Source organism: Aeoliella fuhlenseeensis (assembly GCF_052161615.1).
Taxonomy (GTDB): Bacteria; Planctomycetota; Planctomycetia; order Pirellulales; family Lacipirellulaceae; genus Aeoliella.
The window spans coordinates 2,920,377-2,942,690 of sequence record NZ_CP197417.1 but is presented as its reverse complement, the minus strand read 5'-3'; the positions used below and the strand labels follow the sequence as shown (position 1 = coordinate 2,942,690).

The following is a 22,314-nucleotide window of genomic DNA, read 5'->3' as shown; positions in this document are numbered from 1 at the left end:
ATGCGCAATTTTGATTTTGTTAAAGTATTTCCACCACCTTCGGACGCTACCTGACTTAGATTTCAAATTGGAGCGAGTGATTGAAGTAGACGAGTTTGAACTTCACGCTTCACGCCGCTCCATCCCTCCTCACGTCCCACCTTTTCCCGTCACCGCAGCCCCGCATGCCTGCGATGGCCCCGCCCCGTCCACAGGAGGCCGGTCCATGTTTGTGCCCATTCGTCCCCTCACGCCAACTCGTTGTGCGCTGCTCGGTGCGGCGTTCTTGTTCTCTTCGGGTACCTACGCAGCAGAAGATGTTGTGTACATCGAAGAGCACTGGGAACTTACCGTCGGTGGTCCGGAAGTCGAACGTTGCGCGCCGCAGGTATCGCTCGTCATGTCGCCCACCGGCAATATGGATGGCCTGCACTTTGTGTTCTTGCTGAATCACTCGACGTTTCCCGACTTCGTGCCCGGTGGCCTTCAGATGCAGAGTTGGTACGGCGACTCGCTACTCGACACCACCAACTCCAACCGCATTAACATCTTGTCGTACGACAACGAAACGGTCCGCTGGGTGCAGAAACTGAGCATCCAAGATGGCCGCGTGGTGTTTGACGTCGACAACGGGACGTCGCAGTCGTGGGGCAATTTCGGCCACGGCGATGGTCTGGTCATGTGGACCGGACAGCGGATGGACCGCCTAAATGACTACCGACCGGCGGTGTCGATTGAAGAATCAGGCATCACCTTCGCCGGCAATCGCGTTTCGTCGCTCGTGCTCACGAAACTCGTGTGGCGTACGAGCGATGGTGTCACCAACCAGCTCGTCGCGCCGATCGACATCGACGCCGACATTGATCCTTGAGCGAGCACTCCCCCCTCCCGCTGACTCTCCCTAAGGAGAATGGGCTATGAACCTTTCCGTGATCCATTGCGGGCCCCGAACTGCGAGACAATCGCGACGCGGTGCCATTACCATCCTCGCGGCGATCCTCTGCGTGGTGCTTCTTGGAATGGTGGCGTTCGCCGTCGACATCGGCTATGTCCTTTCCTCGAAGGAAGAGATTCAGCGCACCGCCGACGCCGCCGCGCTGGCTGCTGCCTGGGAGTTCGCTGCCAAGCTGAATGATGGCGAAACCGCCGTCAACGCCGTCGCCTATGGGCGTACCGCCGGCAATCAGTACTCGTCCGCTAATCGGGTCGGCACCGTGGAGCCAAAGGTCGCGCTCAACACGTCGAACTCCCCAAGTGGCGACATGGTGTTCGGCTACATCAACGACTTTTCGAACCCCGCCGCGGTGTTCGACACCACGAGCATCGATCGCTACAACGCGGTCCGCGTAAAAGTTCGTCGCGACGAAACGTTGAACGGCGAGCTACCCCTGTTCTTCGCCCGCATCTTCGGCCACGACAGTCAGTCGGTTTACGCCGAGGCCACCGCTGCCTTGGCTCGCGATGTGAAGGGTTTCGAAACACCGTCGGATGGTAGCTGGCTCGACTTGCTCCCCATCACGCTCGACTACGACACCTGGATGGCATGGAAAGCCGGCACCGTGGGTACCGATAACTTTACCTACTACAAGGAGAACGGTCAGGTATCTTCGGGCCCCGATGGCGAGCTGGAAGTCAATCTCTACCCCATCGGCAATGGCTCGCCCGGCAACCGTGGCATGGTCGACATCGGCAGCAACAACAACAGCACCGCTGACATCGCTCGGCAGATCGTCTACGGCATATCGGCCGCCGACTTGGCCTACCATGGTGGCAAGCTGGAGTTCGACCAGTGTGGCAAACTGTTCCTCAATGGCGACACAGGCATTAGCGCCGGAGTGAAGGACGAACTCGCCTCGATCATCGGCGACCCCCGCATCATTCCGATCTTCGAGGCAGTTCATGGGCCAGGCAACAACGCGATCTACACCATCGTTGCTTGGCAGGGCATCCGCATCGTGGACGTCAAGTTGACCGGTCCGATGAACAAGAAACACGTCACCATCCAAATGGCACCGGCCGTTGGGCGGGGCGTGATTCCGGCGACGACCGTCGGTAAGAGTAACTATGTCTTCTCGCCGGTCATCCTGATCGATTAATGGCCGGCGCGCGTAGCGCGGGTTTGTAAACCACCTCCACCGAGCGAATTCATCATGTTAGTCCCTCGTCGCCAATCACTGGTTCCTCGCAGCAGGAATCAATGTAGTAGCCAACGCGGCGTCGCTGCGGTGGAGTTTGCAATTGTCGCTCCCGTGTTCTTCCTGCTCGTCATTGGATTCATCGAGCTGGGACGCGGGCTCATGGTGCAGCAGATCCTCACCAACGCCTCTCGCGTTGGTGCCCGCGAGGCCATCGGACTGCACAGCACGACTGCGAAGGTCGAAGAAATGGTAACCGAGTACGCCGAAGGCGCATCCGTCGCGGGCATCAACATCGAGATCTCGCCCAGTCCCGCGACGGCCAAAGCCGGAGATGAGATCACGGTGACCGTCTCGGTCCCCTACGCCGATGTCACGTGGGTCCCCTCGCCCTGGTTCATGACGGGGGATCTCGAAGCGGAATCGACCATGCGCAAAGAAGGGTTCGAATAGCGCCGGCTACTTGGCACCCAAATTCCGCGCGACCTTTGCGAACAGGTAGAACATCTCGCCACCAATCTCGCGCGAACGAGCATCGTAGGTCGCCTGCTCGTCGGGCGTGTCGTCTGACTGTTTAGGATCGTTGTAGTCGAGTGCCACTCGGACGCCGGCACCCTCCAAGACGGGGCACACTTCATCGGCGTTCGAACAGCACATCATCGCCGCGAACTCCCGCTGCGGATTCGCCGCGTCGGTGAAGACTTTAGAGTAGAGCTCTATCGGCTCGCGATTCGCTGCGTAACGAACTCGGTAGCCAGGGTTGTCTCCGGGCGAAGTTTCAATCACTTCCATCCCCGCACGCTGCAGCGCCGCGATCGTCCGCGCGTTGCACGCAGTGGCTTCGGTTCCGCCGGAGAAAGTATGCACCCGCCCCAACCCGTAGTACTCTGCCGCCACTTGCGCCCACGCCTGAGCGAGCTGGCTGCGGCGTGAGTTGCTCGTGCATATGAAAACAACGTTGGCGGACTTCCCCCGATACAACTGCTGCGACAAGTATCCGGCCGCTTGGTCGAGCAGTTCGCGGCGTTCCTTCGGCAAATCGTCCACGGCAGCGGCCATCGCCTGAATGCTCGGCTCCATCGCCGTCTCAAATTGTGGCATTCCCGCCCCGAAGGCGGTGGTGCAAATTAGGCCGACGACCATGGCCAACGCAATCTGGTACATGCAAACGCTTTCCAGGAACTTGTAGTGGGCGTGATTTTTCAAAGGTTCTAGCAAGTATAGCCACTTTGCGGCACGCCGCTCAACCGCCAGGCGTGGCCTAATCCACTCCACTAATTCATCGTCAAATGTTCCAATTGCGCAACGTTTATTGTGCGGCGCTCGTGCCCCCCTTATATTCGTCGGCTGACGTTCAGCTCAACTCCTAACGACGCTGTGCGTGTTTTCCCAACTTGTGTACCGACAACCGTGAGGTGTGTGCGATGATCAGGCGGCAATCATTCTGGTGGACGGGCGTAGTTTTGATGGCTCTGTGCAGCGCAGCCCAGGCCGAACTCCGCCTTCCCTCGGTGTTTACCAATCACATGGTGCTACAGCGCGACATGCCGGTCCCCGTGTGGGGCTGGGCGGACGCGGGCGACGAAGTGGCGGTCGTCTTCGATGGCCAAACCAAGAAGGCGAAGGCCGACGAAAACGGCAAGTGGCGCGTAACGCTCGACCCGCTCTCGATCGGCGAGCCTCGCTCGCTGGTCGTCGAATCGGGTAGCGAGCGCCTCGAGGTTACCGACGTGCTCGTCGGCGAAGTCTGGATTTGCTCGGGCCAGTCCAACATGGAATGGCCCATCGCCGCGTCGAGCGATGGCGATCTCGAAGTCCTCGGCAAAGGCAATCCCAACATTCGCTTCTTAACCGTCGCGATGGCCGGCGAGCAAAAGCCGCTCGACGACTTTGATGGCGCGTGGGAACTCTGCACGCCCGAAACGCTCCGCAACTTCTCGGCCGTTGGGTATCACTTCGGCAATCGGATTCAACAAGCGACCCGCGCACCCGTTGGCTTGATCGACAACGCGTGGGGTGGCTCGGCTTGCGAGGCATGGATTCCACTGGAAAAGATGGCCGACAACGAACTTTACGCCGCGACACTCAAGCACTGGGAGAACGAGGCCGCCAAGGCCGACGAACCAGCGCTCCGCGCCGAGTTCGCCAAGGTTCATGCCGAATGGAAACAGCGGATGCAAGCCGCGGTCGCCGCGGGCGAAGCGATTCCCGGTTGGCCACGGCCTGGGCATCATCTGCTCACGCAGAGTCGCCCAGCGAATCTCTACAATTCGATGGTCATGCCCATCATGCCGTACGCCGTTCGCGGGGCGATCTGGTACCAAGGCGAATCGAACGCCGGTCGTGCCGAGCAGTACCGCGACATGTTCCCGCTGATGGTCGAGACCTGGCGCGAAGCTTGGGGGCAGGGCGATTTTCCGTTTTACTGGGTTCAGCTCGCCGACTTCATGGACGAGCAGCCCAATCCCGGCGAAAGCGCATGGGCCGAACTCCGCGAGGCCCAGACCATGTCGCTGGATCGCCTGCCAAACTCGGGGGAAGCCGTGATCATCGACCGTGGCGAAGGTCGCGACATTCACCCGCGTGACAAACATACGGTCGGCGACCGCTTAGCTCGTCACGCCCTCGCCAATGAGTACGGCATCCAAGTCGCTCACACCAGCCCACGCTACAAATCGTCGGAGGTGAAGGGCAACGAGATCATCATCACCGTCGGCGACTGCGATCGGCTCTACGCGTTTGACACTGCCAACAAGATCACCGGCTTTGCGATCGCTGGCGAAGATAAGAAGTGGGTGTGGGCCGACGCCAAACTCGTAGGAGATCGTCAAATCGCCGTCTCCAGCCCCGAAGTGCCGAACCCCGTAGCGGTTCGCTACGCATGGGCCGACAACCCTGTGTGCAACCTGTTCTCCGATTCCGGCCTGCCGCTGACGCCATTCCGCACCGACGACTGGCCCGGCGTGACGACTGGCAAACGCTAGAGTGCTGAAGCGACTACCACCGCGCGTCCATCCGATGGTGGCCGCGCGGTCTTTTTATGCGCTAGGCATTAACCGAACAGCCCACGCTTCAGAAATGCCTTGCGGGCCGATGGTTCATCCTTCTCGATGTCAAGCACCTTATCGAGTCGCGAGATCTTGAACACCTCGCGAATGTCGGGCGAGATGCCGCTGAGCTTCAGCTTGACTTTAAACTCTTTGCACTTCTTGTTGATCATCACCAGCTTGCCAAGCATGGACGACGACATGAACTGCACCGGCGTGAAGTCGAGGATCACCTTCTCCTCGGTCGACTTGTCGAGTTCGGCCATCACTTCGCGTGTGACCTTTTCAAGGAGCGCTTCGTCGAGGATCCGAGGATCGATGAACTGGATGGTGAGGATGCCGTCTTTGGCGTACGACTGGATGGACATGGGTGGTTTCTTTCGGCGACCGGAACAGGCACTCCGCACATAGAGCTGCGACTGCGGTTATAGCAGCCGCATGAGCCGTTGCCAAACGAAACGCTCCAAAACCGGTGCGTTAGGCGAAAATATCGTTTACCGACTGGCCTTTGCCATCCTCGGTGACGTAAAACGGCCGCCGCTCGATCTCGAACATCGTCTTGGGGCTGATCCCCATCGCCGTCATGATCGTAGCGTGCAGATCCGTTAGCGACACGGGATTCTTTGTGACGATGCAAGGGCGTTCGTCGGCCGTTTCGCCGTACACGAAGCCTTTTTTCACGCCGCCGCCGAACATCACCACCGAACTGGCTCCGGTAAAATGGCGGTGCAGGCCATAGTGTTTCATCTCCCCTAGTACATCAGCGGCCGCCCGCGACTGGTCCTTCGCCGTGCTTCCCGGCTTGCCTTCCATGATCATGTCGCGGCTGAACTCGCTCGCCACGATCACGAGCGTGCGGTCGAGCAAACCGCGATTCTCCAGGTCGATGATCAACTGCGCGATCGGACGGTCGACTTCTTCCTTCATCCGCTTGGCGGTGGTGTGCCCGTTTTCGTGCGTGTCCCAGTGGTAGAACGGAATATACTCGGTGGTCACTTCGACGAACCGAGCCCCCGCCTCTACGAGCCGGCGCGCGAGCAAACACCCGCGACCAAATCGCCCCGTGTCGTACTGCTCAAACTCTCTGCGTGGTGCGAGCGATAAGTCGAACGCCGATTTGTGCTCCGAGTTCAACAGCCGATACGCGGAGTCGATCGAACGAATCATCGACTCCTGCTGATAGTCGCTCGCGTACTCGGCTTGCGGGCTCGCGGCGACAAGCTCCTTGAATTGCTTGTAACGATTCGTAAACCGCCCAGCGGACATCCCCTTGGGGGGACGAACGGCGAGCGTTGCGTCCTCGGGGTAGGGAAGATTGAACGGACCGAACTCCGAGCCAAAGAATCCGCCCGTGGTGAAGGCTTTCACTTCCTCCGCTTCGCCAAATCCTTCGAGCCGCTGCCCGATATTGATGAACGGCGGTATGACGGGGTTGCGCGGGCCGAGCATCCGCGCGATCCACGCCCCGATGTGCGGCGCGGCGACTGTTTGTGGTGGAACATAACCTGTGTGCCAGTGGTACTGATGACGCGAATGCAAAATGTCGCCGAGGTCCGGCAAGACCACCGACCTCATCAGGGTTGCGCGGTCCATCACCTGCGCAACGTTCTCCAGGCCCTGGCAAATCTTCAGCCCATCCACCGAAGTGTCGATCGTCGGAAAGGTGCTCATGACCTTCTCGACCGGCAAACCAATCTCGAACGGCTGGTAGCGTTTGGGGTCGAACGTCTCCGGCCCCGCCATGCCGCCGGCCATCCACAGCAGGATGCAGCTATCGGCCTTCGCCGGAGGCGCAATCACCTGGACGTTGGCGTTCGCCAGCCGTGGCTCGCCCATCATCAGTGTGGCGGTACCGGCAGCAGCGAGCGCTTGCAGGAACTCACGACGCGAACGTGGGACGGCAGGAAGCGAGTTGTACATCGACTTTTCCATGATCCACTGCCTCGACTACCGGATGATTTGGAACTCAGGCAACATCGTCACCGCCCACAACAAGTCCTCGAGTCCTTCGGCCCGCGGGCGACCTTCGAGGATCGACACGGCGATGGTCCGCTCCTTGTCCGTTGGCTTGCGTGAAAGTGCATCGACATAAATGGTCTCGACCACCTCCACGTCGCTCTTGTCTTCCCACTTCGTCGCAAGTTGCGTCGCGCCTTCGTGGAGTGTCGTGACCAGCGTGGGGCTGTTCGACAAATCGAGTGCCTGAAGCGTCGTCAACAGCGGAGGCCGCGATGTCACCACCTGTTCGCGATTCGGACGGCCAAGCGAACGCATCAACAGATCGCTCGCCACCAACACCGAACGGTAACGTTCGTTCGGCGCCCGCTGCTCGCCGTCATGTTTCGTGAGGAACTCGTTCGCCTTGTCGTGCGGTTTCGTTGGTCCGGTGCCTGTGAGCTGCCACACCGCGTCGACGAATTGCTCGGCGGTCATTCGCTTGGCGATGGGGCCGTGATAAGCGAACTCGTTACCCTGCGGTTGCTCGTCGTCCTTCGACGCTTGCGACTGATACGCCTCGCTGGTCGCGATGGTGCGGAGTGTGGACTTGAGATCGTAGCCATTGTCTACCAAGTCAACCGCCAACCAGTCGAGAAGATCTTCGTTCCAGGGCTCGGTCTGCATCGAATCGGTGGGGTGAACGATGCCACGTCCCATGAGTTGGCACCACAGACGATTGACCATGGTCCGCGTGAAACGGCCATTGTCTTTGTGCGTCATTAGCTTCGAAAGTTGCTCCAGCCGTTCGTCCCTCGGTAAGTTGGCGTCGACTTCGCCGATCTCAGGAAACAACCACGCCGCCGAGGCCTGCTTGCCAATCGGTTTGTCGCAGCGGTGAATCTCTAGCGGATGGTCCGAGTAAACGGCCGCCAATGCGTAGGTTTCTTCCAGCGTCCAGCGATCGATGAAACTGTCGTGGCACGATGCGCACTTCAGGTTGATTCCGAGGAATACCTGCGGCACGTTCTGGGCGAACTGAATCTCGTTCGTCTGACTCGCGTTCACCGAACCACGCCATTTGATGCCGTTAATAAACCCACGCGACTCATCGGTGGGATCGATCAACTCGCGGACGAATTGGTCGTACGGCTTGTTCTCCATCAGCGATCGGTACAGCCAAGCACCAATTGGCCGGCGACCGCCGTCCACGTAGCCAGTGCCGTCGTACTCGTTCCGGAGTAGGTCGTTCCAAAAGCTCATCCAGTGCTGGGCATAAGCCACGCGATCTTCGAGCAGTCGATCGACCAACTGCTCGCGTTTGTTGGGCGACGTGTCGGCGACGAACGCTTCGACCTCTTCTGCCGAGGGCAACAATCCTACTAGGTCGAGAGATACCCGGCGATAAAACGCCGCGTCGCCCAGTGGCGCAGGTCGCGGGACCCCCGTCTCTTCGAGATGTGCATCGATGATTCGATCCACTGGATTGGCCCTCCCCGCAACGACCGGCGGTAGTTCCGGCCGACGGGGTAGCAGCGGTGGCTCGTACGAATTCTCGGCGAACGTGAACCCCGGCTCCCACGGCAACCGCTCGTCGATCCAACTACGAACAAGCGATACTTGCTCCGCCGCCACACGCGGCTTGCCGGGCGGTGGCATTTGGATGTCTTCGTCGTCTGTGGTGATCAACTCCATCAGGTAGGAGTCGTCGCTGTCCCCCTCGGTCACGACGCCCGCTTCGAGCAGCAGACCGCGATTGTTGATCGAGAAGCCCCCCTCGGCCCGCGTGCCACTATGACACTCCGCGCAGTGCTGCTTCAGGACCGGGACAATCTGGTGCGCGAAGTCCACTTTCGCCGTGGGTTCCTCCGCTGTTGACCGGGGGCAGCTCAAAAGCGCCCACGTCATGCCCAGGACGAGCAAGTTTCGACGATGATCGTTCAATTCCATGATGCCTGTTGTCATGTACGTATTCAAAGCCCTCGCGCAAGGGACATACGAGGGTCCTTTATTCTATCCGACGAACGCTAATGAGCCGAACGAAAGGGGCCGCTTCGAGTGTCGAATTTTCACGAGATACTTCCGTTTTTCGGAACGGAGTCGCATCGTATCGGGGCGGGAGTTCGGGCCGACTACGGCTGCCGAACTTGTTGAACGGCGATCGAGCGTCCTTCGGAGTCGACTGCAAACTTACGTACGCTCGCGCGGTACTTAGCGGGGGTAGTCCCCAATTTTGCGCGAAAAACCTGAACCATGTAGCTCGCCGAGCTGTACCCCGCGGCGTCGGCCACGTCGGGCACGGGGTAGTCGGTTTGTTCGAGCAGTACCTTGGCCTGTTCGAGTTTCACCCGCTGGATCTCGGCGCTAACCGAGTGACCCAGCAGCTTCTGGAACCTCGTGTCGAGGTCACGGCGAGACAAATTGGACTGTTTGACAACTTCGGCAACGCTCAGCTCCGACCCCTTTGAGCGGCGGATCGCCTCGATAGCGTGGACCACACTAGGATCGTCGATGGCAAACACGTTGGTCGACTCGCGAGCCACCACACGCTGGGCGGCCACACGCAAGCGGGCTGGCTTACGGAGCCGACCGTGCATCATCTTGTCGAGCACCTTCGCGGCTTCGTAGCCCGCCGCCACGGCGTTGAGCGACACGCTACTGAGCGATGGGTGGGCGAGTTCGCAGAACAGCTCGTCGTTGTCGACTCCAATCACCGCCACTTCTTTGGGGACAACGAGCTCCGCAAACTGGCAAGCATCGAGCACCTGCCGGCCGCGAACATCGTTGCACGCCATCACGCCGACGGGTTTGGGGAGTTTCGTGAGCCACTCCGCCAAGTAGGGTCGCTCGGCTTCCCAGCGTTTGCCCATCACCTTCTTCGGAGGCTTGTACACGGCGACATCGTAGCCAGCCTTAGTGACCGACTCGACGAATGCCTTCTCGCGTTCTTCCGACCAAATCTTGTTGTCGACGCCGACGAATGCGTAGGCGGGGAAATTCCGCTCCAGTAGATGCTCCGCTGCCAGATGCGCGGCGGCGGCGCTATCGACCGACAGGTCCGCGAAATGGGAAAGTGGGTGCTTCGGGTCCGACTGGTGGGGTTCCATATCGAGGATCACCGTCGGCAGGTTCGCGGCGAGCAGGGCTTGCTCGAGCTCGGGAGTCGACAAACGCGCGATAACCGCATCACCCGACCAGCTTTCGGGCGATGGGAATTCCTGCACGAAGTCGGCCGGCGTGAGCAGGAAGCTCCATGGACCGTGGATGCTGGAGTATTTCGCCACGCCCATCGCGACCTGCCGTCCGTAACCACGAGCGGTTTCGAGCAGTAGTGCGACGTTGGGAACCTTGGACATATTGGCGGTAGACTTTGGCTGCTGGCGGAAAGAGACATCCCTGCTACCACCCATTATGACTGGGAAATGCCGCAGGGAGCAACTGGCCTTTATCGCCCCGCACCCACCCGACCGATAGAAGCAGCCGGGCACGCCCCGCCAGCGGCGGGACGGGAGAAAGCAAGAGGCGTCGGTGGGAGTCGAACCCACGATGTCGGATTTGCAATCCGATGCCTTAGCCACTTGGCTACGACGCCTTGAAAGTCCTTCGCCAGTCGGGCAAAACCCGTCGGGCGACAGAGACATGTATCGGACGGTGTAACCGTCATCTTTGACAAAAACTACGTAATCTATCTGCATTGGTCAACCCCGTGTTGTTGCGGGGTTTTGCCCAAAGCTTTAGCAGGACAGTCACTTAGCTCGCCCAGCTTCACCCGATTTCGTCTCGCTGGACGGTCGCAGGGGCTCGGCAAGATAGGGCACGCGGTGGCAACGGTCGTCAAGCTATCGCCCACCACGCCACGATGTTGGCGTAGGTGACTGCTTGTTTTCCCCTCGAGGCGCCTGCCATGTTTCCGTTCGTTCATCGGATCGTCGCCGAGCTTGCCCGGCTCGCCAACCGCCAGGGTGACGCTGCCGTTGACTTCGAACAGCAGGTCCGCACGCTCGCCGAGGCGAGTCTGCCAGGGGTGCGAGAGCGGTTGAGTGGCGATGTGAACGCGATGCTGCGTAGCGAAGCCCGGGGCTACGTGCGAGCACGTGCCAGGCGCGTGGTGCGAACCGAGGCCGAGCGGCAGTTCGCAGGTTCCACTCCGAGGTTCGACCAGTTGGTCGAGCGAGCCATCGAGCACCTCACGCAGCGAGTCACCCGCGAGCTGATGACGCAGCCCGCGACGATTCCCGTCCGGCACGTTGCCTAGGAATTCTTCCTCTCGCCAAACACAAGAAGCCCGAGTGACTTGCGTCACCCAGGCTTCTTGGATGTGTTTCACAACTCGTGCAGCAATGCTTAGCTGGCGGGAGTGGTTTCGGGAGTTGACGTGGTGTCGGCTGGGGCATCCGCGGGGGGAGCGGCTGGAGGAGCAGCTGGCTCCTTCTTCTCGCAACCAACGGTCAGGCCGGTAAGGCACAGCATCAGCATCAGCAGGCCAATCTTCTTCATCTTTCGCTTCTCCTAACAGAAGGATGGTTCCCCACATGTGGGGTTTAGTTACTGGGAGGGCTTGAATGCGCTTCGCACCACGACCGGATGGCGGGCTGTTAAGGCTCGCGAGCCGATCGAGGGCGGAACTACCAAGTCTTTCGCCAACCGCCGCGGAATCTTGGAAGGTCCCGCTGAAGGTCAGCGTGTTGTACGTGTTCCCCTCGCCGTTCGCCTCATGGTAGCACCGCGACCACCCGGTGCAAACGCCCGGGGGGGAAGTTTTTAAGCTCCACACTTTGCCTAATCCGCAGGGATTCGCAGCCCTGGTGCGGGTCGTAACGGCTGGCGGCGGAAAAGGGGATTCCCGGAAGCAATCCGCCGAACCAAGCCAGTAGCGAGATGACGTAGACTTCTCTTGGACGAAGTCATGTCGCCCATCCCCCGCCCCCCAGCTACGAGTTCGATGAATATGAGTACCACGACCCGCACGCTTGCCGCCCTGTTGGTCACTCTGGCCGCTTCTTCGGTCATGGCCCAAACGCCCAATAAGCCGCTCCCAGCGGACGCGCCGGCGGTGGATACTTCGAGCTGGTACGGCGAATCGGCTCCGCAGATCACTCCGCAGATGATCATCCAGCAAAAGGCCCAGATGCGTGCCTACCAGCGGATGGCTCGCATGGAGTCGATGGCCTGGTACGGCATGAGCGCCGCACGCCCCACCGCCAACAGCACGCCGTTCATGGGCATTCCTTCGCCCCGTTGGCAAATGCCGGGTGGCAATCCATTTGGCTGGGTTCCTCCGCAACAGGAAGTGATCGTCGTCCGCTAACGATCTTTCGTGCATCGTAGCGGGCTCAGGGTTTTGCCCCACTTGCCTAGGCGAGTAAAGTCGCGAATTGCCCGATATTTGATCGGGTGCGACTTTACTCTGCAGCGTGACAGTCAAAGTGTCGTCCGAAGTCGTGAGTGGTACGTCGCTTACGTTCATCGTCGAGTGGTGGTCGAAAAGGGTAATGTCGCAGGGGGTGCGACAAAACGGTTTTCTGCAATCGCGTCTAGGTGTTTTCATGTAGCCGGACTCGCAAGAGTTCGGGGCGTACACCGAGCGATCGCCGGCACTCCCAGCGAGTGCGGCTACAGGCGATTTGCGGTTCGAAAAGTAGTAGGCAAAAAACAAGCGGTGTGAACGTGAGTTCACACCGCTCATTAGATCAGGTGCGTGAGTACTTTCAAGTCACAATCTGAAAAAATGTTCAGATTATTTTGCCGCGAAGTTTTTCGAGACTTGGTCCCAGTTCACGATGTCCCAAAACGCCCCAATGTACTCGGGCCGGCGGTTTTGGTAGTGCAGGTAATAGGCGTGTTCCCAGACGTCCAGGCCGAGTAGGGGCTTCTTGCCTAGCGATAGCGGCGAGTCCTGGTTGGCACTGGAAATCACTTCCAGTTTATCGCCATCGGCGACGAGCCACGCCCAGCCGCTGCCAAACCGCGTGGTGGCCGCTTGGTTGAACGCTTCCTTGAACTTGTCCATCGAGCCAAAGCTCGCCTCGATCGCCTTGGCGAGGGCCGGCGAGGGCTTGGTGCCGTTGCCGACGGGAGCGAGCAGCGTCCAGAACATGGTGTGGTTGGCGTGACCACCGCCGTTGTTCTGCACCGCGGTGCGAATGTCGGCCGGCACGGCGTCGAGATCGACCAGGATGGCGTCGATCGGCATCTTAGCCAGTTGGGGGTGCCCAGCAACGGCGGCGTTCAGCTTGTCGACGTAACCTTGATGGTGCTTGGTGTAGTGGATCTCCATCGTCTTGGCGTCGATGGCGGGCTCCAAGGCATCGTAGGCGTACGGCAGTTTCGGCAGCTTGAAGGGGCCGGTCGGCGCTGCGGGTGCAGCGGCGGTCTGAGCGGCGACTTCGCCGGCGGCAAGACCGAGCACACTGGCCGACGCGGCAGCAACGGCCGAGTAGGCAATGAACTTACGGCGATCGACGCCATCGGTGCAGGGGGTGGGTGGTGTGTTGGTGTTTTCGCTGGCCTGGTTGTTCGTCATGATTTCTCCTTGGGCACCTGAATCGGGTGGGTGGGGGAAGGGGGATCGCGGAAGCGATGCTCGCTATTGTACCCCGGTAGATGACCTCGTGGGGCGATTTCGGGGTGTGAAAAACAATGCCGCGTGGTTCCGCAAGAAACAGTAGGGTGGGTAGTTCTGCTGGCGAAGTGACGTTAGGCGTTCTTGAAACCTTGCCCGCCGGCAGGTTTACCCACCTTGTTGGCTCGCGGAAAATGGTGGGTGAACCTGTCGGCACCATGGGCGCTGACAAATCTTGGTTCCCTTCGCCGACAGAACCACCCACCCTACCTTTCCAGCGTCCATAGTGGTCTTCATGCAGTGCTGGCAATCGGGTAGCTTGTCGAGGGCCGGCGGGGGTGTGCAGTATGGCCCTGTGCTGTGGACGAATGGAAGGATTCCGCGTTGAGTTCCGAGCCTCCGACTGACGAACCGCGACACAACCATTTGGGTATCCGCGAGCGGCTGCGCCTGGTGGTGGACGATCCTCGATCGCCAGCGGGGCGGGTGTTCGCGGTGCTGGTGCAGGTGATGATCGTGACCTCGCTCTTGGCGCTGGCCTTCGAGACGCTGCCGAACTTGACGCCGCAGTCGCGGCACTTCTTCCGCGTGATTGAGGTGGCGGTCGCCCTGTTCTTCACGGCCGAGTATCTGTTGCGCATTGCGGTCGCACACAAACCATTGCGGTACGTCTTCAGCTTCTATGGCATCATCGACCTGTTGGCGTTCTTGCCATTCTACCTAACGATTGAACTCGACCTGCGGAGCTTGCGAGCGTTCCGTTTGTTTCAACTCTTACGCATCCTGAAGTTCGCGAGGTACAACAAGGCGCTCCGGCGGTTCCATCGCGCGTTGATCATCGCCAAGGAAGAATTGGTGGTGTTCCTGCTATTCGCGGGCATCGTGCTGTACGTCTCGTCGGCAGGCATTTATTACTTCGAGTACCAAGCCCAGCCCGACAAGTTCACCTCGATCTTCCATAGCCTGTGGTGGGCGATCGTCACGCTGACCACCGTGGGTTATGGCGACATTTATCCCATCACGGTCGGCGGGCGAATCTTCACGTTCTTCGTGCTGCTCGCCGGCCTCGGTGTGGTGGCGGTGCCAGCCGGTCTGGTGGCCTCGGCCCTGACGGAAGCCCGGCGGATGGAAGACTGAAACCGCGGGGTGAGAGCGTGGGTAATGTCTTTCCGAGTGAGCCGGGTCGTCCCCGACCCCGGACGGCTCGCGTCTCGCAGTGCATAACCATCGAATTGGCGGAGTTTCCGGGATCGGGGACGACCCGGCTCACACGGGCCTCCCAGTGGCTGGAAACCTCGCTCTGCCTGCACTTGGTGCGCGGTTTTCGGGAGTGGGCGCTCGCAATTCGGATCACGTGCGGCGGCGGTTCGATCTACAATGAGTAGCAGTTGGCCTCGCGCAAGTTTGCTTTGGAAGGGATGGTAGTCTTACCGATGAAGCCTCTCGCCACCCAGCGTTTTTGGACGTGGATACTGCTGTTGGTCGCGCTCGCCATCTTGTCGGCGAGCCAATCGCCGGCTGCGACTCCTTCGATTGGCGAGAAAGTCTCGGGCGCTCGGTTCAAGGACATTCGCTACCTGCAGCGTTCGCTCGACGAGCTCGTGGCGAAAGAGCCGGTAGCAACTAAGGCCATCGTCCTGGTGTTTACGAATACGACCTGCCCCCTGGTGCAGAAGTACCTGCCGCGGCTGAAGGAGCTCGACAAGGAGTTTCGCGAGCGAGGCTTGGTCGTCGTATCGGTGAACACCAGCCCCACGGAATCGGTAATGGACGTGGCGACGCAGGCCGTGGAGTTCGATCTTCCGTTTGCCTGCGTTCAAGATATCGACGGAGCGACTGTCGCCGCGTGCGGCGCGAGTCGGACGCCCGAGGTGGTGGTGCTCGACAGTGAGCTGCGGCTTCGGTACCGCGGAAGGATTGACGATCAGCACCGGATTGGGGGTTCGCTCCCCAACCCGACGAAAACATACTTGCGCGATGCCATTCAAGCAGTGCTCGCGGGCGAGGAAGTCGAAGTCGCCGAAACGCCGGTGGATGGATGTGTAATCACGCCGGCAAAGAAAGAGCCCGCAGAGAGGGAGCTTACGTTTCACGCCGACATCCAGCCGCTGGTGGCCAAGCACTGCCAGGCGTGCCACCAACTGGGGACGACGGCTCCCTTCTCGCTGCTCACTTACGAAGACGTTGCTGGCAACGGCGAGATGATTGCCGAAGTGGTGGACGAGGGCCGGATGCCGCCGTGGTACGCCAGTGGCAAGCATGGCAAGTTCATGAACGAGCGGACGCTCGACCGCGAGACTCGCCAGAAGATCGTCGAGTGGGTCCGCGGCGGCATGATCGAGGGCGAAGCCGCCAGCGGCGAGGAGCAAACGGCCGGCGAGTTCACGGGGAGCGAGCCCGACCCCGAGTGGGGCAATCAGCGGTGGTTCATGGGTAAACCCGACATGATCCTCACGGTGCCCGCCGTGTACGACGTGCCGGCCGATGGGTATCTCGACTATCGCTACGCGGTGCTGCCGATGCCGTTTTTGAACGACACGTGGGTTGCCGTGGCCGAGGTGCAGCCCGACAATCCTCGGGTGGTTCATCACGCGAATCTCGGCTTTGCGACCGTGGGCGAAGACATTCGCCGGGCAAAACTGATCACGGGCTACGTGCCTGGCGTGGGACCGATGGAACTGGAGCATGGCGTGGCGTCGAAGATCCCCGCCGGGTCGGTCTTGGGACTTCAGATTCACCTGGTAACCACCGGCAAGCCCGAAAAGGCCCGCCTACGCGTTGGCCTTCGTTTTCCGCGCTACGAAGTGGAGAAAGAGCTGCGGTACGTCGAGCTCGCCAACACCCGCTTCGCGATTCCGCCCCACGATCCGCACCACCGCGTGACCCGGGAGAAGCCAGTAGATGAGGACGTGACGCTCGTGGGCTTCTTCGTGCACATGCACCTGCGCGGCAAGGCGTCGCAATTCCTGGCCCACACGCCCGATGGGAAGAGCGAGTCGATCTTGATGGTGCCGAACTACAACTTCGACTGGCAGCTGCCGTACTACGTGGAACCCGGCGCGGTAAAGTTCCCGGCGGGGACGCGGTTTGAGTGTGTGTCGCACTTCGACAACTCGGCATTCAACGCCTACAACCCCGATCCTTCCAAGGTCGTCTACGACGGACAGCAAACGGTCGACGAAATGATGTACGGATTCGTGTTCTACACCGAAGACGATGAGCACCTTGGCCTGAAGGTAAATCCCAAGACGGGAGTCGATGCCTCGAAGGGATTGCTGAAAGGCCTATTGGGCGGGAAGTAGTTCGACCCGTGGGGTAAGCAGCCTGCGTGCCAGGGGAACCGTGGCGATTGGGAGATAACTGTGGGAGGGGTCTCCGACCCCGATTTTCGGCCTCGGAGAGGCCTCCCACAAAATCTCAGGATTACTTCCCTCGTGTGGCGTCGCGTTTGGCGCGGAGCAGGCGTTCGGTGTAGCTCTCTTCGGGCGGGGCTTCGACATCCGCGCCGCCGGATAGCTTGGTGCCGCGCGCCGAGGGCTTCGCCGGTGGCGGGGTGAGCCAGTCGGTGGGAGCGGGCTGTTGGGCCGCTTCGGGCGAGAGAGGTTCGACCTCCACGCGGCGCGAGGCGTACTCGTCGCGCATGGTTTGTTTGCGGGTTTGCAGGCGGGTGAGTGTCGCGGGGGTTTCGTCCGTATTGCGACGCCCAAACACACGGGCCATCGCCGCGCTGGTGGCCGCGGACATACTCGCCAAACTCACCCGGATTCGCCGCACGCCGACATCGCCGACGAACAAGCACGCAGCGGCCACCACCAGCCAGGGCCAGATGGAGTCGATGGCCGTGGCGCGGGGCAGGTCGTGGCGGAAGGGGTCGGTCGCGGCGGTCGCGATCTGCTCCGCCGCTTTGTCGAGTGGCTGGGGGTTCGCACCGCCAGCGAGGTGTCCTGGTTCGCCACCCTCGGGAGTGAGCCCGGCGAGGGTCTCCAGTAGCGGCAAATTCGCTTCGCGATCGCGGTACTCGCGCGAGTAGCCGACGCTCACACCCGTTCGCAGCATGGGGCCATCCGATGGCGATACGGCGAGCAAGTAAGTGCCCGCGTCGCGCGAGTCGAACCGGCCGACGTAACGTCCCGGTGCCACTTGATCGATGGTGAGTGGTGTCGACTTCGAGTCGGGGCCCAAAACGCTCGCCATCATGCCGGTGGAGGAGTTGAGGAACTCGTCTTCGTTGTCGAGGGCGTCGATCACCACGGTGGTCACGCCATTTGCGGTGGTGGTGGCGAGCGAGTAGTTTCGCGAGCCATCGGTGGGTCGCATCGCCGAGCGGACCATTTTGGTGAAGAGCGGCTCGTAGCCATCCCAGGAAGTCCATGAGTTGGTCCACCGCTGTCCGGCATCGCTGGTGAATGCCACGACCTTGCCGAGGCCGTAGTTCCAACTGGCGAGGATGGTGCTGTTTTCGGGGTTTGGTGGAACGGGCGATCGCAGGATGACTTCGACCAGCGGGCTCTCTTTGACCGTGGTCATCACGAAACCGCGGATCGGCGGAATCGCTCCTTCGAGCCCGGCGACGATCTGGCTGTCGCCGACGATCTGCGGCGATTGCGGAGGCACGAGGTCGCGAACCAGAGGCCGCGAAACTCGACGAGCCTCGCGCATGAAGATGCGTGGCACGGCCTTCGGGTTGCGAACCGCGTAGAACCGCCCGCCACCCGCGGCGGCGATGTTGGTAAGCAGCGGAACCTGGGCGTCGCCCCCAATGGCGACAGCGCTCACCGTGACCTTGGCGGCGCGGGCACGTCGTACCAACTCGTCGAACGGTTGGGGGGGCGTCTGGCCGTCGGTGAGGACGATGATGTGCTTCACCGCGGCCTGGGCCTTTTCCATGTCCGCCACGACCTGGGCAAACGCGGGGTACATGTCGGTGCCGCCATCGGCGGTAAGCCTAGAGATAGCCGCGGCAACGCGGTCGCCATTGCCGATTTGCTGCAACCGACAGACCGGCACGGGCGTGGAGTCGAACGCCACGACACTTAGCATATCGCGATTGCCCAGCGAGCGTACCGCGGCGATCGCTGCGGCTTTGCTGAGCTGCATCTTCTCGCCCATCATCGACCCCGAACGGTCGATAACCAAACCGAGCGCGCCGACCGGCACCACGCGGGCGTCCTTGATTTGGCAGTCGACCGGCAGGGCCTTTTCGAGTTCGCTATTGGCCCAACCACCCGCGCCGAAGCTGTTCGGCCCGCCAATGACGACTAGGCCGCAGCCGAGCGTCTCGGTGTTTTCCACCAGCATGCGAAGCTGGGCCTCGGTGAAGGCCGACACGTCGTCGGACACGCCACCGCTAGCGAGTGGTACGTCGGCGAGGACCACGCAGTCGAAACGCTGAAGCTCGGCGAGCGACGTGAAGAGCGCGCTGGTCGTGGCGACCTCGACTTCCATGCCGCCGCGACGGAGCACTTCGACCAAGTGGTCGTGGGCACCGGGTTCTTCGGCGTTCTCGATCAACAAAACTTGGCCCGAGCCGACGATCTGCGTAAACGCCGTGGCCATGTTGTTTCGTGCGGTGCCATCGTCGACCGTTTTGCTGGGCGAGAAGTGGGCCTCGTAGGTGAAGAAGCCCGATCGGTCGAGCTTGTCGTCGAAACTGAGCACCGTTTTGCCGGGAGGCAGTTCGACGGCTTGCTCGACGATGGTCTCTTCCTGGCCGAATGCTTTTCGAACCACTCGCACGGTACCAGTCGCCGAGGCGTCGCCCGTGGGGGAGTCGACCGAGAGGACGGTGCGTAGCTCAAACGGCTCGCCATCGCGAACCACGGCGGGGAGCATGACCTTTTCGACGGCCACTTCCGCTCGCGGCGGTAGTGGCACGGGGACCACATCGATGCTGATGCCGGCGTCGGACAGGGCTTTGGCCTCGGCGACCGAGTCGCCCAGGTTTTCGTTGCCATCGGTCACCAGCACCACGCGTCCGGCGGAGTCGCCTGGGAACATACCGCGGGCATGCGACAGCGCGGCGGCGAGGTCCGTGTACTCGGGATCGACCGGGGACTGAATCCTGCCAAGCGATGGGAAAACGTCAAGCGGCGGGATCTCCATCTCGGCCTGACGACCGAACACCATCACGCCGACGCGGTCTTCGGAATCTTCTTGGCGATGGGTTTCGATCGACGCGTTGACGAAGTCGATCATCGCCTCGCGCTGCGTGTCGGGAATGCTATGCGATTGGTCGAGCAGGTAGAGAACCGTCAGGCGGTTGTTGCTGCGGACCGTGTGTGCATCGGCGAGGGCCAGCACGATTAGCGTGAACACGAGAGTTCGCACCGCCAGCGCCATAGCGGCTTGGCCGCGGCTGAGACCACTGAAGCTGGCCCGGCTCATCCACCAGAACACCGGCAATAGGGCGAAGAGCCAGAGGTACTGGGGGTGGTCGAAGTGAAGCCAAACCGTGTTCAAGTGCGCCGCTCCTCGTGATGCATGGGTCGACGGTTGTATTAGAGCAGTCGGCGGGCGAAAAGGCTACCAACACCCGCAGCCCTTGCCTCGAAATGGCGGGCTGGGTTAGAAGAAGATTTTCGAGGCTCGTTGGACACGGAGGCGGCAGATGGCGGTTATTCTGATCACCGGGGCAGGGCGGGGTATCGGCGCGGCCACCGCCAAGATGGCCGCCCGGAGTGGCTACGCGGTTGCCGTGAACTACCGAACTCGCCGCGAAGAAGCAGAAGCCGTGGTCGCCGAAATCCAAGCGGGCGGTGGCAAAGCCGTGGCGATTCAGGCCGACGTTTCCGTCGAAGGGGACGTGGTGAGGTTATTCGATGAGTGCGACAAGAAGCTGGGTGGGCTATCCGCCCTGGTGAATAACGCGGGTGTGCTGGAGACGCAGAGTCGCGTGGAAGGGCTCACGCGCGATCGGCTCGAGCGCATCTTCGCGACCAACGTGTTTGGCACCTTCGCCTGCTGCCGTCAGGCGGTCCAGCGAATGTCGACAAAACACGGCGGTAGCGGTGGGGCGATCGTGAACGTGTCGTCCGTCGCCGCGCGAACTGGCTCGCCGGGCGAGTACGTCGACTATGCGGCGTCGAAGGGGGCGATGGACACGCTGACGATTGGCCTGGCGCACGAGGTGGCACAAGAGGGCATTCGCGTGAACGGCGTCCGTCCAGGTTTCATCTACACCGAAATGCACGCCGATGGCGGCGAGCCGGATCGCGTGCAGCGAGTGAAGCAGTTCGTGCCGCTACGCCGTGGTGGTACGGCCGAGGAAGTGGCGTCGGCCATTCTGTGGCTGCTGTCAGACGCGTCGTCGTTCACCACGGGAGCGTTCATCGAGATTGCCGGCGGAAGGTAAACGCTGCCTAAGTCACGCCCTGCTTGAGCACTTTGTCCTTGAACACTTCGGCACGAATGCCGTCGAGTCGATCGGGGTGGATCCAACCCTTCTCGGCGGCCAGCAGCGCGGCGGCGTGGCTATCGCGAATGCGGTGCATCGGCACGCCGGCTTCGATCGACTTTGCCTGCCACGTGGCTACGTTGGCGTCGTAGCGACTATCGGCGTCGGGGTCGACATCGCGGATGAAGATCGCCTTAATCCGTTCGGGACCATACTCGGCTGCAGCGGTGGCGTAGAGCATGGCGTCGTCTTGCCCCGAGTCGCCGAGGAGCACGAAGGGTAACTCGGGATAGGCCGCCATGATCCGCCGGACTTTATCGAGCTTATGCCCGTGGCCCGAGGAGACGAACTTGTCGCGATCGAAACCGATGTCGCGGAGCAGGATCGGACCAAGCGGAAAGTTGTTGAACAGGAAGATGTCTTCGATCAGGTCGAACAGATTCCAGGGCGAGCTCGAAACGTAGAACACGGGGTTCTGCGGCGACTCGCCCTCGCGATTGCCCACTTGCAGGGCCTGATAAAACGCCGCCGCGCCGTCGAGCGGCACGCGTGTCCGGGCGTTGCCGAACATGGTGACGCGGATCATCTTTAAGAGATGCGTCGCGCCGGTGTGAATCACGGTGTCGTCGACGTCGCTAATAATGCCGAACTCGGCCTCGGTGGGTGGCGACATCAGCTTGGCGGTAGTCGCCGACTCGTCGGGCGAGACGCGGTGGTGGTCGACGATCTTCAAGATCGCCTGGGCCCACATGCCCTGCTCCAGATGCTGCAGGCCGTGCGGAGCTTGGAGGGCGAAGTAGCCTTCGCGATCGGTCACCACTTGATGGGTGTCGTCGCCGAGCTTGATCTCGATGCGGACGTCGGGCACCTCTTTGCTGGCGAATCGGCGGTAGGTGTTCGCGACGTTCCGCCACCGACTGTCCGACTCGCCCGGTTCGGCCGGCGGAGGATTGGTGAGCACCCGCCCGTGCAGCCAAGCGGTGGTGGCGTTGGCGTACCCGATGTACGGCAGGATTTGCGGCACGCCCTCGCGCCCGAGCCGTTTGTTGAGCCGCCGCATACGTGCGTCGAACGCATTGTCGATCGACGCCACGAGCCGAATGGCCCGGGATCCGAGCGAACGTCGTAGTTTTTTGGGCTTCTTGTCCATCTGGCGAAACAGGCGGGGCAGGGTCGCAGTGCCCCCTAGCATACCGCGCGGCGGGGGTATTTTCCTGCCCCCGGCCGGGCGAAGCGTGCCCGGTTGCTTCCGCACTGACCGCG

The 22,314-nt window shown here is 61.3% G+C and carries 18 protein-coding genes and 1 tRNA gene; 9 read left to right on the top strand and 10 right to left on the bottom strand.

The genetic code is table 11. The features are described 5' to 3' along the window. Window positions 1–205: 205 nt before the first annotated feature. From SH292x_RS11560 to SH292x_RS11550, 3 genes are read left to right on the top strand one after another with little or no spacing between them, the layout of a single operon-like run. Window positions 206–850: a hypothetical protein gene (locus SH292x_RS11560; RefSeq protein WP_442485770.1), complete on the top strand. Its 645-nt coding sequence runs from the start codon at window positions 206–208 to the stop codon at window positions 848–850. Window positions 851–896: 46 nt separating this feature from the next. After that, window positions 897–2,075 (top strand): pilus assembly protein TadG-related protein, encoded by a 1,179-nt coding sequence (locus SH292x_RS11555; protein WP_442485769.1) that lies wholly within the window; start codon window positions 897–899, stop codon window positions 2,073–2,075. Window positions 2,076–2,129: 54 nt separating this feature from the next. Next, the gene (locus SH292x_RS11550) at window positions 2,130–2,567 is read left to right on the top strand and encodes a TadE/TadG family type IV pilus assembly protein (protein ID WP_442485768.1); all 438 of its coding nucleotides are present in this window, start codon (window positions 2,130–2,132) and stop codon (window positions 2,565–2,567) included. A gap of 6 nt (window positions 2,568–2,573) precedes the next feature. Here SH292x_RS11550 and SH292x_RS11545 read toward each other — a convergent pair whose 3' ends face one another. Continuing rightward, a complete protein-coding gene (locus SH292x_RS11545; protein WP_442485767.1) occupies window positions 2,574–3,278 on the bottom strand; it encodes an arsenate reductase/protein-tyrosine-phosphatase family protein in 705 nt (234 codons plus the stop codon). Between the two features lie 302 nt (window positions 3,279–3,580). On the opposite strand from SH292x_RS11545, the gene SH292x_RS11540 reads away from it, so the two are divergent. Further along, window positions 3,581–5,098, top strand: coding sequence for a sialate O-acetylesterase (locus SH292x_RS11540; RefSeq protein WP_442485766.1), 1,518 nt, complete (start codon window positions 3,581–3,583; stop codon window positions 5,096–5,098). A 68-nt stretch (window positions 5,099–5,166) separates the two neighbouring features. Here the strand turns inward: SH292x_RS11540 and SH292x_RS11535 are convergent, their stop codons facing one another. From SH292x_RS11535 to SH292x_RS11515, 5 genes are all read right to left on the bottom strand, one after another. Next, a complete protein-coding gene (locus tag SH292x_RS11535) occupies window positions 5,167–5,529 on the bottom strand; it encodes an STAS domain-containing protein (protein ID WP_442485765.1) in 363 nt (120 codons plus the stop codon). A 109-nt stretch (window positions 5,530–5,638) separates the two neighbouring features. Further along, window positions 5,639–7,093: a DUF1501 domain-containing protein gene (locus SH292x_RS11530; RefSeq protein WP_442485764.1), complete on the bottom strand. Its 1,455-nt coding sequence runs from the start codon at window positions 7,091–7,093 to the stop codon at window positions 5,639–5,641. 15 nt (window positions 7,094–7,108) lie between these two features. After that, window positions 7,109–9,061 (bottom strand): PSD1 and planctomycete cytochrome C domain-containing protein, encoded by a 1,953-nt coding sequence (locus SH292x_RS11525; protein WP_442485763.1) that lies wholly within the window; start codon window positions 9,059–9,061, stop codon window positions 7,109–7,111. Window positions 9,062–9,228: 167 nt separating this feature from the next. Then, window positions 9,229–10,452: a substrate-binding domain-containing protein gene (locus SH292x_RS11520; protein ID WP_442485762.1), complete on the bottom strand. Its 1,224-nt coding sequence runs from the start codon at window positions 10,450–10,452 to the stop codon at window positions 9,229–9,231. 164 nt (window positions 10,453–10,616) lie between these two features. Continuing rightward, window positions 10,617–10,688 (bottom strand) — tRNA-Cys (locus tag SH292x_RS11515). A gap of 312 nt (window positions 10,689–11,000) precedes the next feature. Here SH292x_RS11515 and SH292x_RS11510 point away from each other — a divergent pair. After that, window positions 11,001–11,351, top strand: a complete 351-nt coding sequence (locus tag SH292x_RS11510) for a hypothetical protein (protein WP_442485761.1) — start codon at window positions 11,001–11,003, stop codon at window positions 11,349–11,351. An 89-nt stretch (window positions 11,352–11,440) separates the two neighbouring features. Here SH292x_RS11510 and SH292x_RS11505 read toward each other — a convergent pair whose 3' ends face one another. After that, a complete protein-coding gene (locus SH292x_RS11505) occupies window positions 11,441–11,593 on the bottom strand; it encodes a hypothetical protein (RefSeq protein WP_442485760.1) in 153 nt (50 codons plus the stop codon). A gap of 451 nt (window positions 11,594–12,044) precedes the next feature. Here SH292x_RS11505 and SH292x_RS11500 point away from each other — a divergent pair, with 451 nt between their 5' ends. After that, window positions 12,045–12,404: a hypothetical protein gene (locus SH292x_RS11500; RefSeq protein WP_442485759.1), complete on the top strand. Its 360-nt coding sequence runs from the start codon at window positions 12,045–12,047 to the stop codon at window positions 12,402–12,404. A 429-nt stretch (window positions 12,405–12,833) separates the two neighbouring features. On the opposite strand, the gene SH292x_RS11495 is transcribed toward SH292x_RS11500, so the two are convergent. Continuing rightward, the gene (locus SH292x_RS11495) at window positions 12,834–13,619 is read right to left on the bottom strand and encodes a superoxide dismutase (RefSeq protein WP_442485758.1); all 786 of its coding nucleotides are present in this window, start codon (window positions 13,617–13,619) and stop codon (window positions 12,834–12,836) included. 423 nt (window positions 13,620–14,042) lie between these two features. Here SH292x_RS11495 and SH292x_RS11490 point away from each other — a divergent pair, with 423 nt between their 5' ends. Both SH292x_RS11490 and SH292x_RS11485 read left to right on the top strand, forming a co-directional pair. Beyond that, the gene (locus tag SH292x_RS11490) at window positions 14,043–14,795 is read left to right on the top strand and encodes an ion transporter (protein ID WP_442485757.1); all 753 of its coding nucleotides are present in this window, start codon (window positions 14,043–14,045) and stop codon (window positions 14,793–14,795) included. A gap of 296 nt (window positions 14,796–15,091) precedes the next feature. Further along, window positions 15,092–16,960, top strand: coding sequence for a redoxin family protein (locus tag SH292x_RS11485; RefSeq protein WP_442485756.1), 1,869 nt, complete (start codon window positions 15,092–15,094; stop codon window positions 16,958–16,960). A 121-nt stretch (window positions 16,961–17,081) separates the two neighbouring features. Here the strand turns inward: SH292x_RS11485 and SH292x_RS11480 are convergent, their stop codons facing one another. Then, on the bottom strand, window positions 17,082–20,117 hold the full coding sequence (locus tag SH292x_RS11480) for a VWA domain-containing protein (RefSeq protein WP_442485755.1): 3,036 nt from the start codon (window positions 20,115–20,117) through the stop codon (window positions 17,082–17,084). Between the two features lie 148 nt (window positions 20,118–20,265). Between SH292x_RS11480 and SH292x_RS11475 the strand changes: the two genes are divergently transcribed. Beyond that, a complete protein-coding gene (locus SH292x_RS11475) occupies window positions 20,266–21,009 on the top strand; it encodes an SDR family oxidoreductase (RefSeq protein ID WP_442485754.1) in 744 nt (247 codons plus the stop codon). A 7-nt stretch (window positions 21,010–21,016) separates the two neighbouring features. Here the strand turns inward: SH292x_RS11475 and SH292x_RS11470 are convergent, their stop codons facing one another. Then, complete coding sequence (locus SH292x_RS11470; RefSeq protein WP_442485753.1) at window positions 21,017–22,243, bottom strand: App1 family protein; 1,227 nt, start codon at window positions 22,241–22,243, stop codon at window positions 21,017–21,019. Window positions 22,244–22,314 lie beyond the last annotated feature (71 nt).

Excerpts from the sequence above, each read along its gene's own strand:
- SH292x_RS11560 (WP_442485770.1), top strand. The coding sequence starts at position 206 with ATGTTTGTGCCCATTCGTCCCCTCACGCCAACTCGTTGTGCGCTGCTC.
- SH292x_RS11555 (WP_442485769.1), top strand. The coding sequence starts at position 897 with ATGAACCTTTCCGTGATCCATTGCGGGCCCCGAACTGCGAGACAATCG.
- SH292x_RS11550 (WP_442485768.1), top strand. The coding sequence starts at position 2,130 with ATGTTAGTCCCTCGTCGCCAATCACTGGTTCCTCGCAGCAGGAATCAA.
- SH292x_RS11545 (WP_442485767.1), bottom strand. The coding sequence starts at position 3,278 with ATGTACCAGATTGCGTTGGCCATGGTCGTCGGCCTAATTTGCACCACC.
- SH292x_RS11540 (WP_442485766.1), top strand. The coding sequence starts at position 3,581 with ATGGCTCTGTGCAGCGCAGCCCAGGCCGAACTCCGCCTTCCCTCGGTG.
- SH292x_RS11535 (WP_442485765.1), bottom strand. The coding sequence starts at position 5,529 with ATGTCCATCCAGTCGTACGCCAAAGACGGCATCCTCACCATCCAGTTC.
- SH292x_RS11530 (WP_442485764.1), bottom strand. The coding sequence starts at position 7,093 with ATGGAAAAGTCGATGTACAACTCGCTTCCTGCCGTCCCACGTTCGCGT.
- SH292x_RS11525 (WP_442485763.1), bottom strand. The coding sequence starts at position 9,061 with ATGACAACAGGCATCATGGAATTGAACGATCATCGTCGAAACTTGCTC.
- SH292x_RS11520 (WP_442485762.1), bottom strand. The coding sequence starts at position 10,452 with ATGTCCAAGGTTCCCAACGTCGCACTACTGCTCGAAACCGCTCGTGGT.
- SH292x_RS11510 (WP_442485761.1), top strand. The coding sequence starts at position 11,001 with ATGTTTCCGTTCGTTCATCGGATCGTCGCCGAGCTTGCCCGGCTCGCC.
- SH292x_RS11505 (WP_442485760.1), bottom strand. The coding sequence starts at position 11,593 with ATGAAGAAGATTGGCCTGCTGATGCTGATGCTGTGCCTTACCGGCCTG.
- SH292x_RS11500 (WP_442485759.1), top strand. The coding sequence starts at position 12,045 with ATGAGTACCACGACCCGCACGCTTGCCGCCCTGTTGGTCACTCTGGCC.
- SH292x_RS11495 (WP_442485758.1), bottom strand. The coding sequence starts at position 13,619 with ATGACGAACAACCAGGCCAGCGAAAACACCAACACACCACCCACCCCC.
- SH292x_RS11485 (WP_442485756.1), top strand. The coding sequence starts at position 15,092 with ATGAAGCCTCTCGCCACCCAGCGTTTTTGGACGTGGATACTGCTGTTG.
- SH292x_RS11475 (WP_442485754.1), top strand. The coding sequence starts at position 20,266 with ATGGCGGTTATTCTGATCACCGGGGCAGGGCGGGGTATCGGCGCGGCC.
- SH292x_RS11470 (WP_442485753.1), bottom strand. The coding sequence starts at position 22,243 with ATGCTAGGGGGCACTGCGACCCTGCCCCGCCTGTTTCGCCAGATGGAC.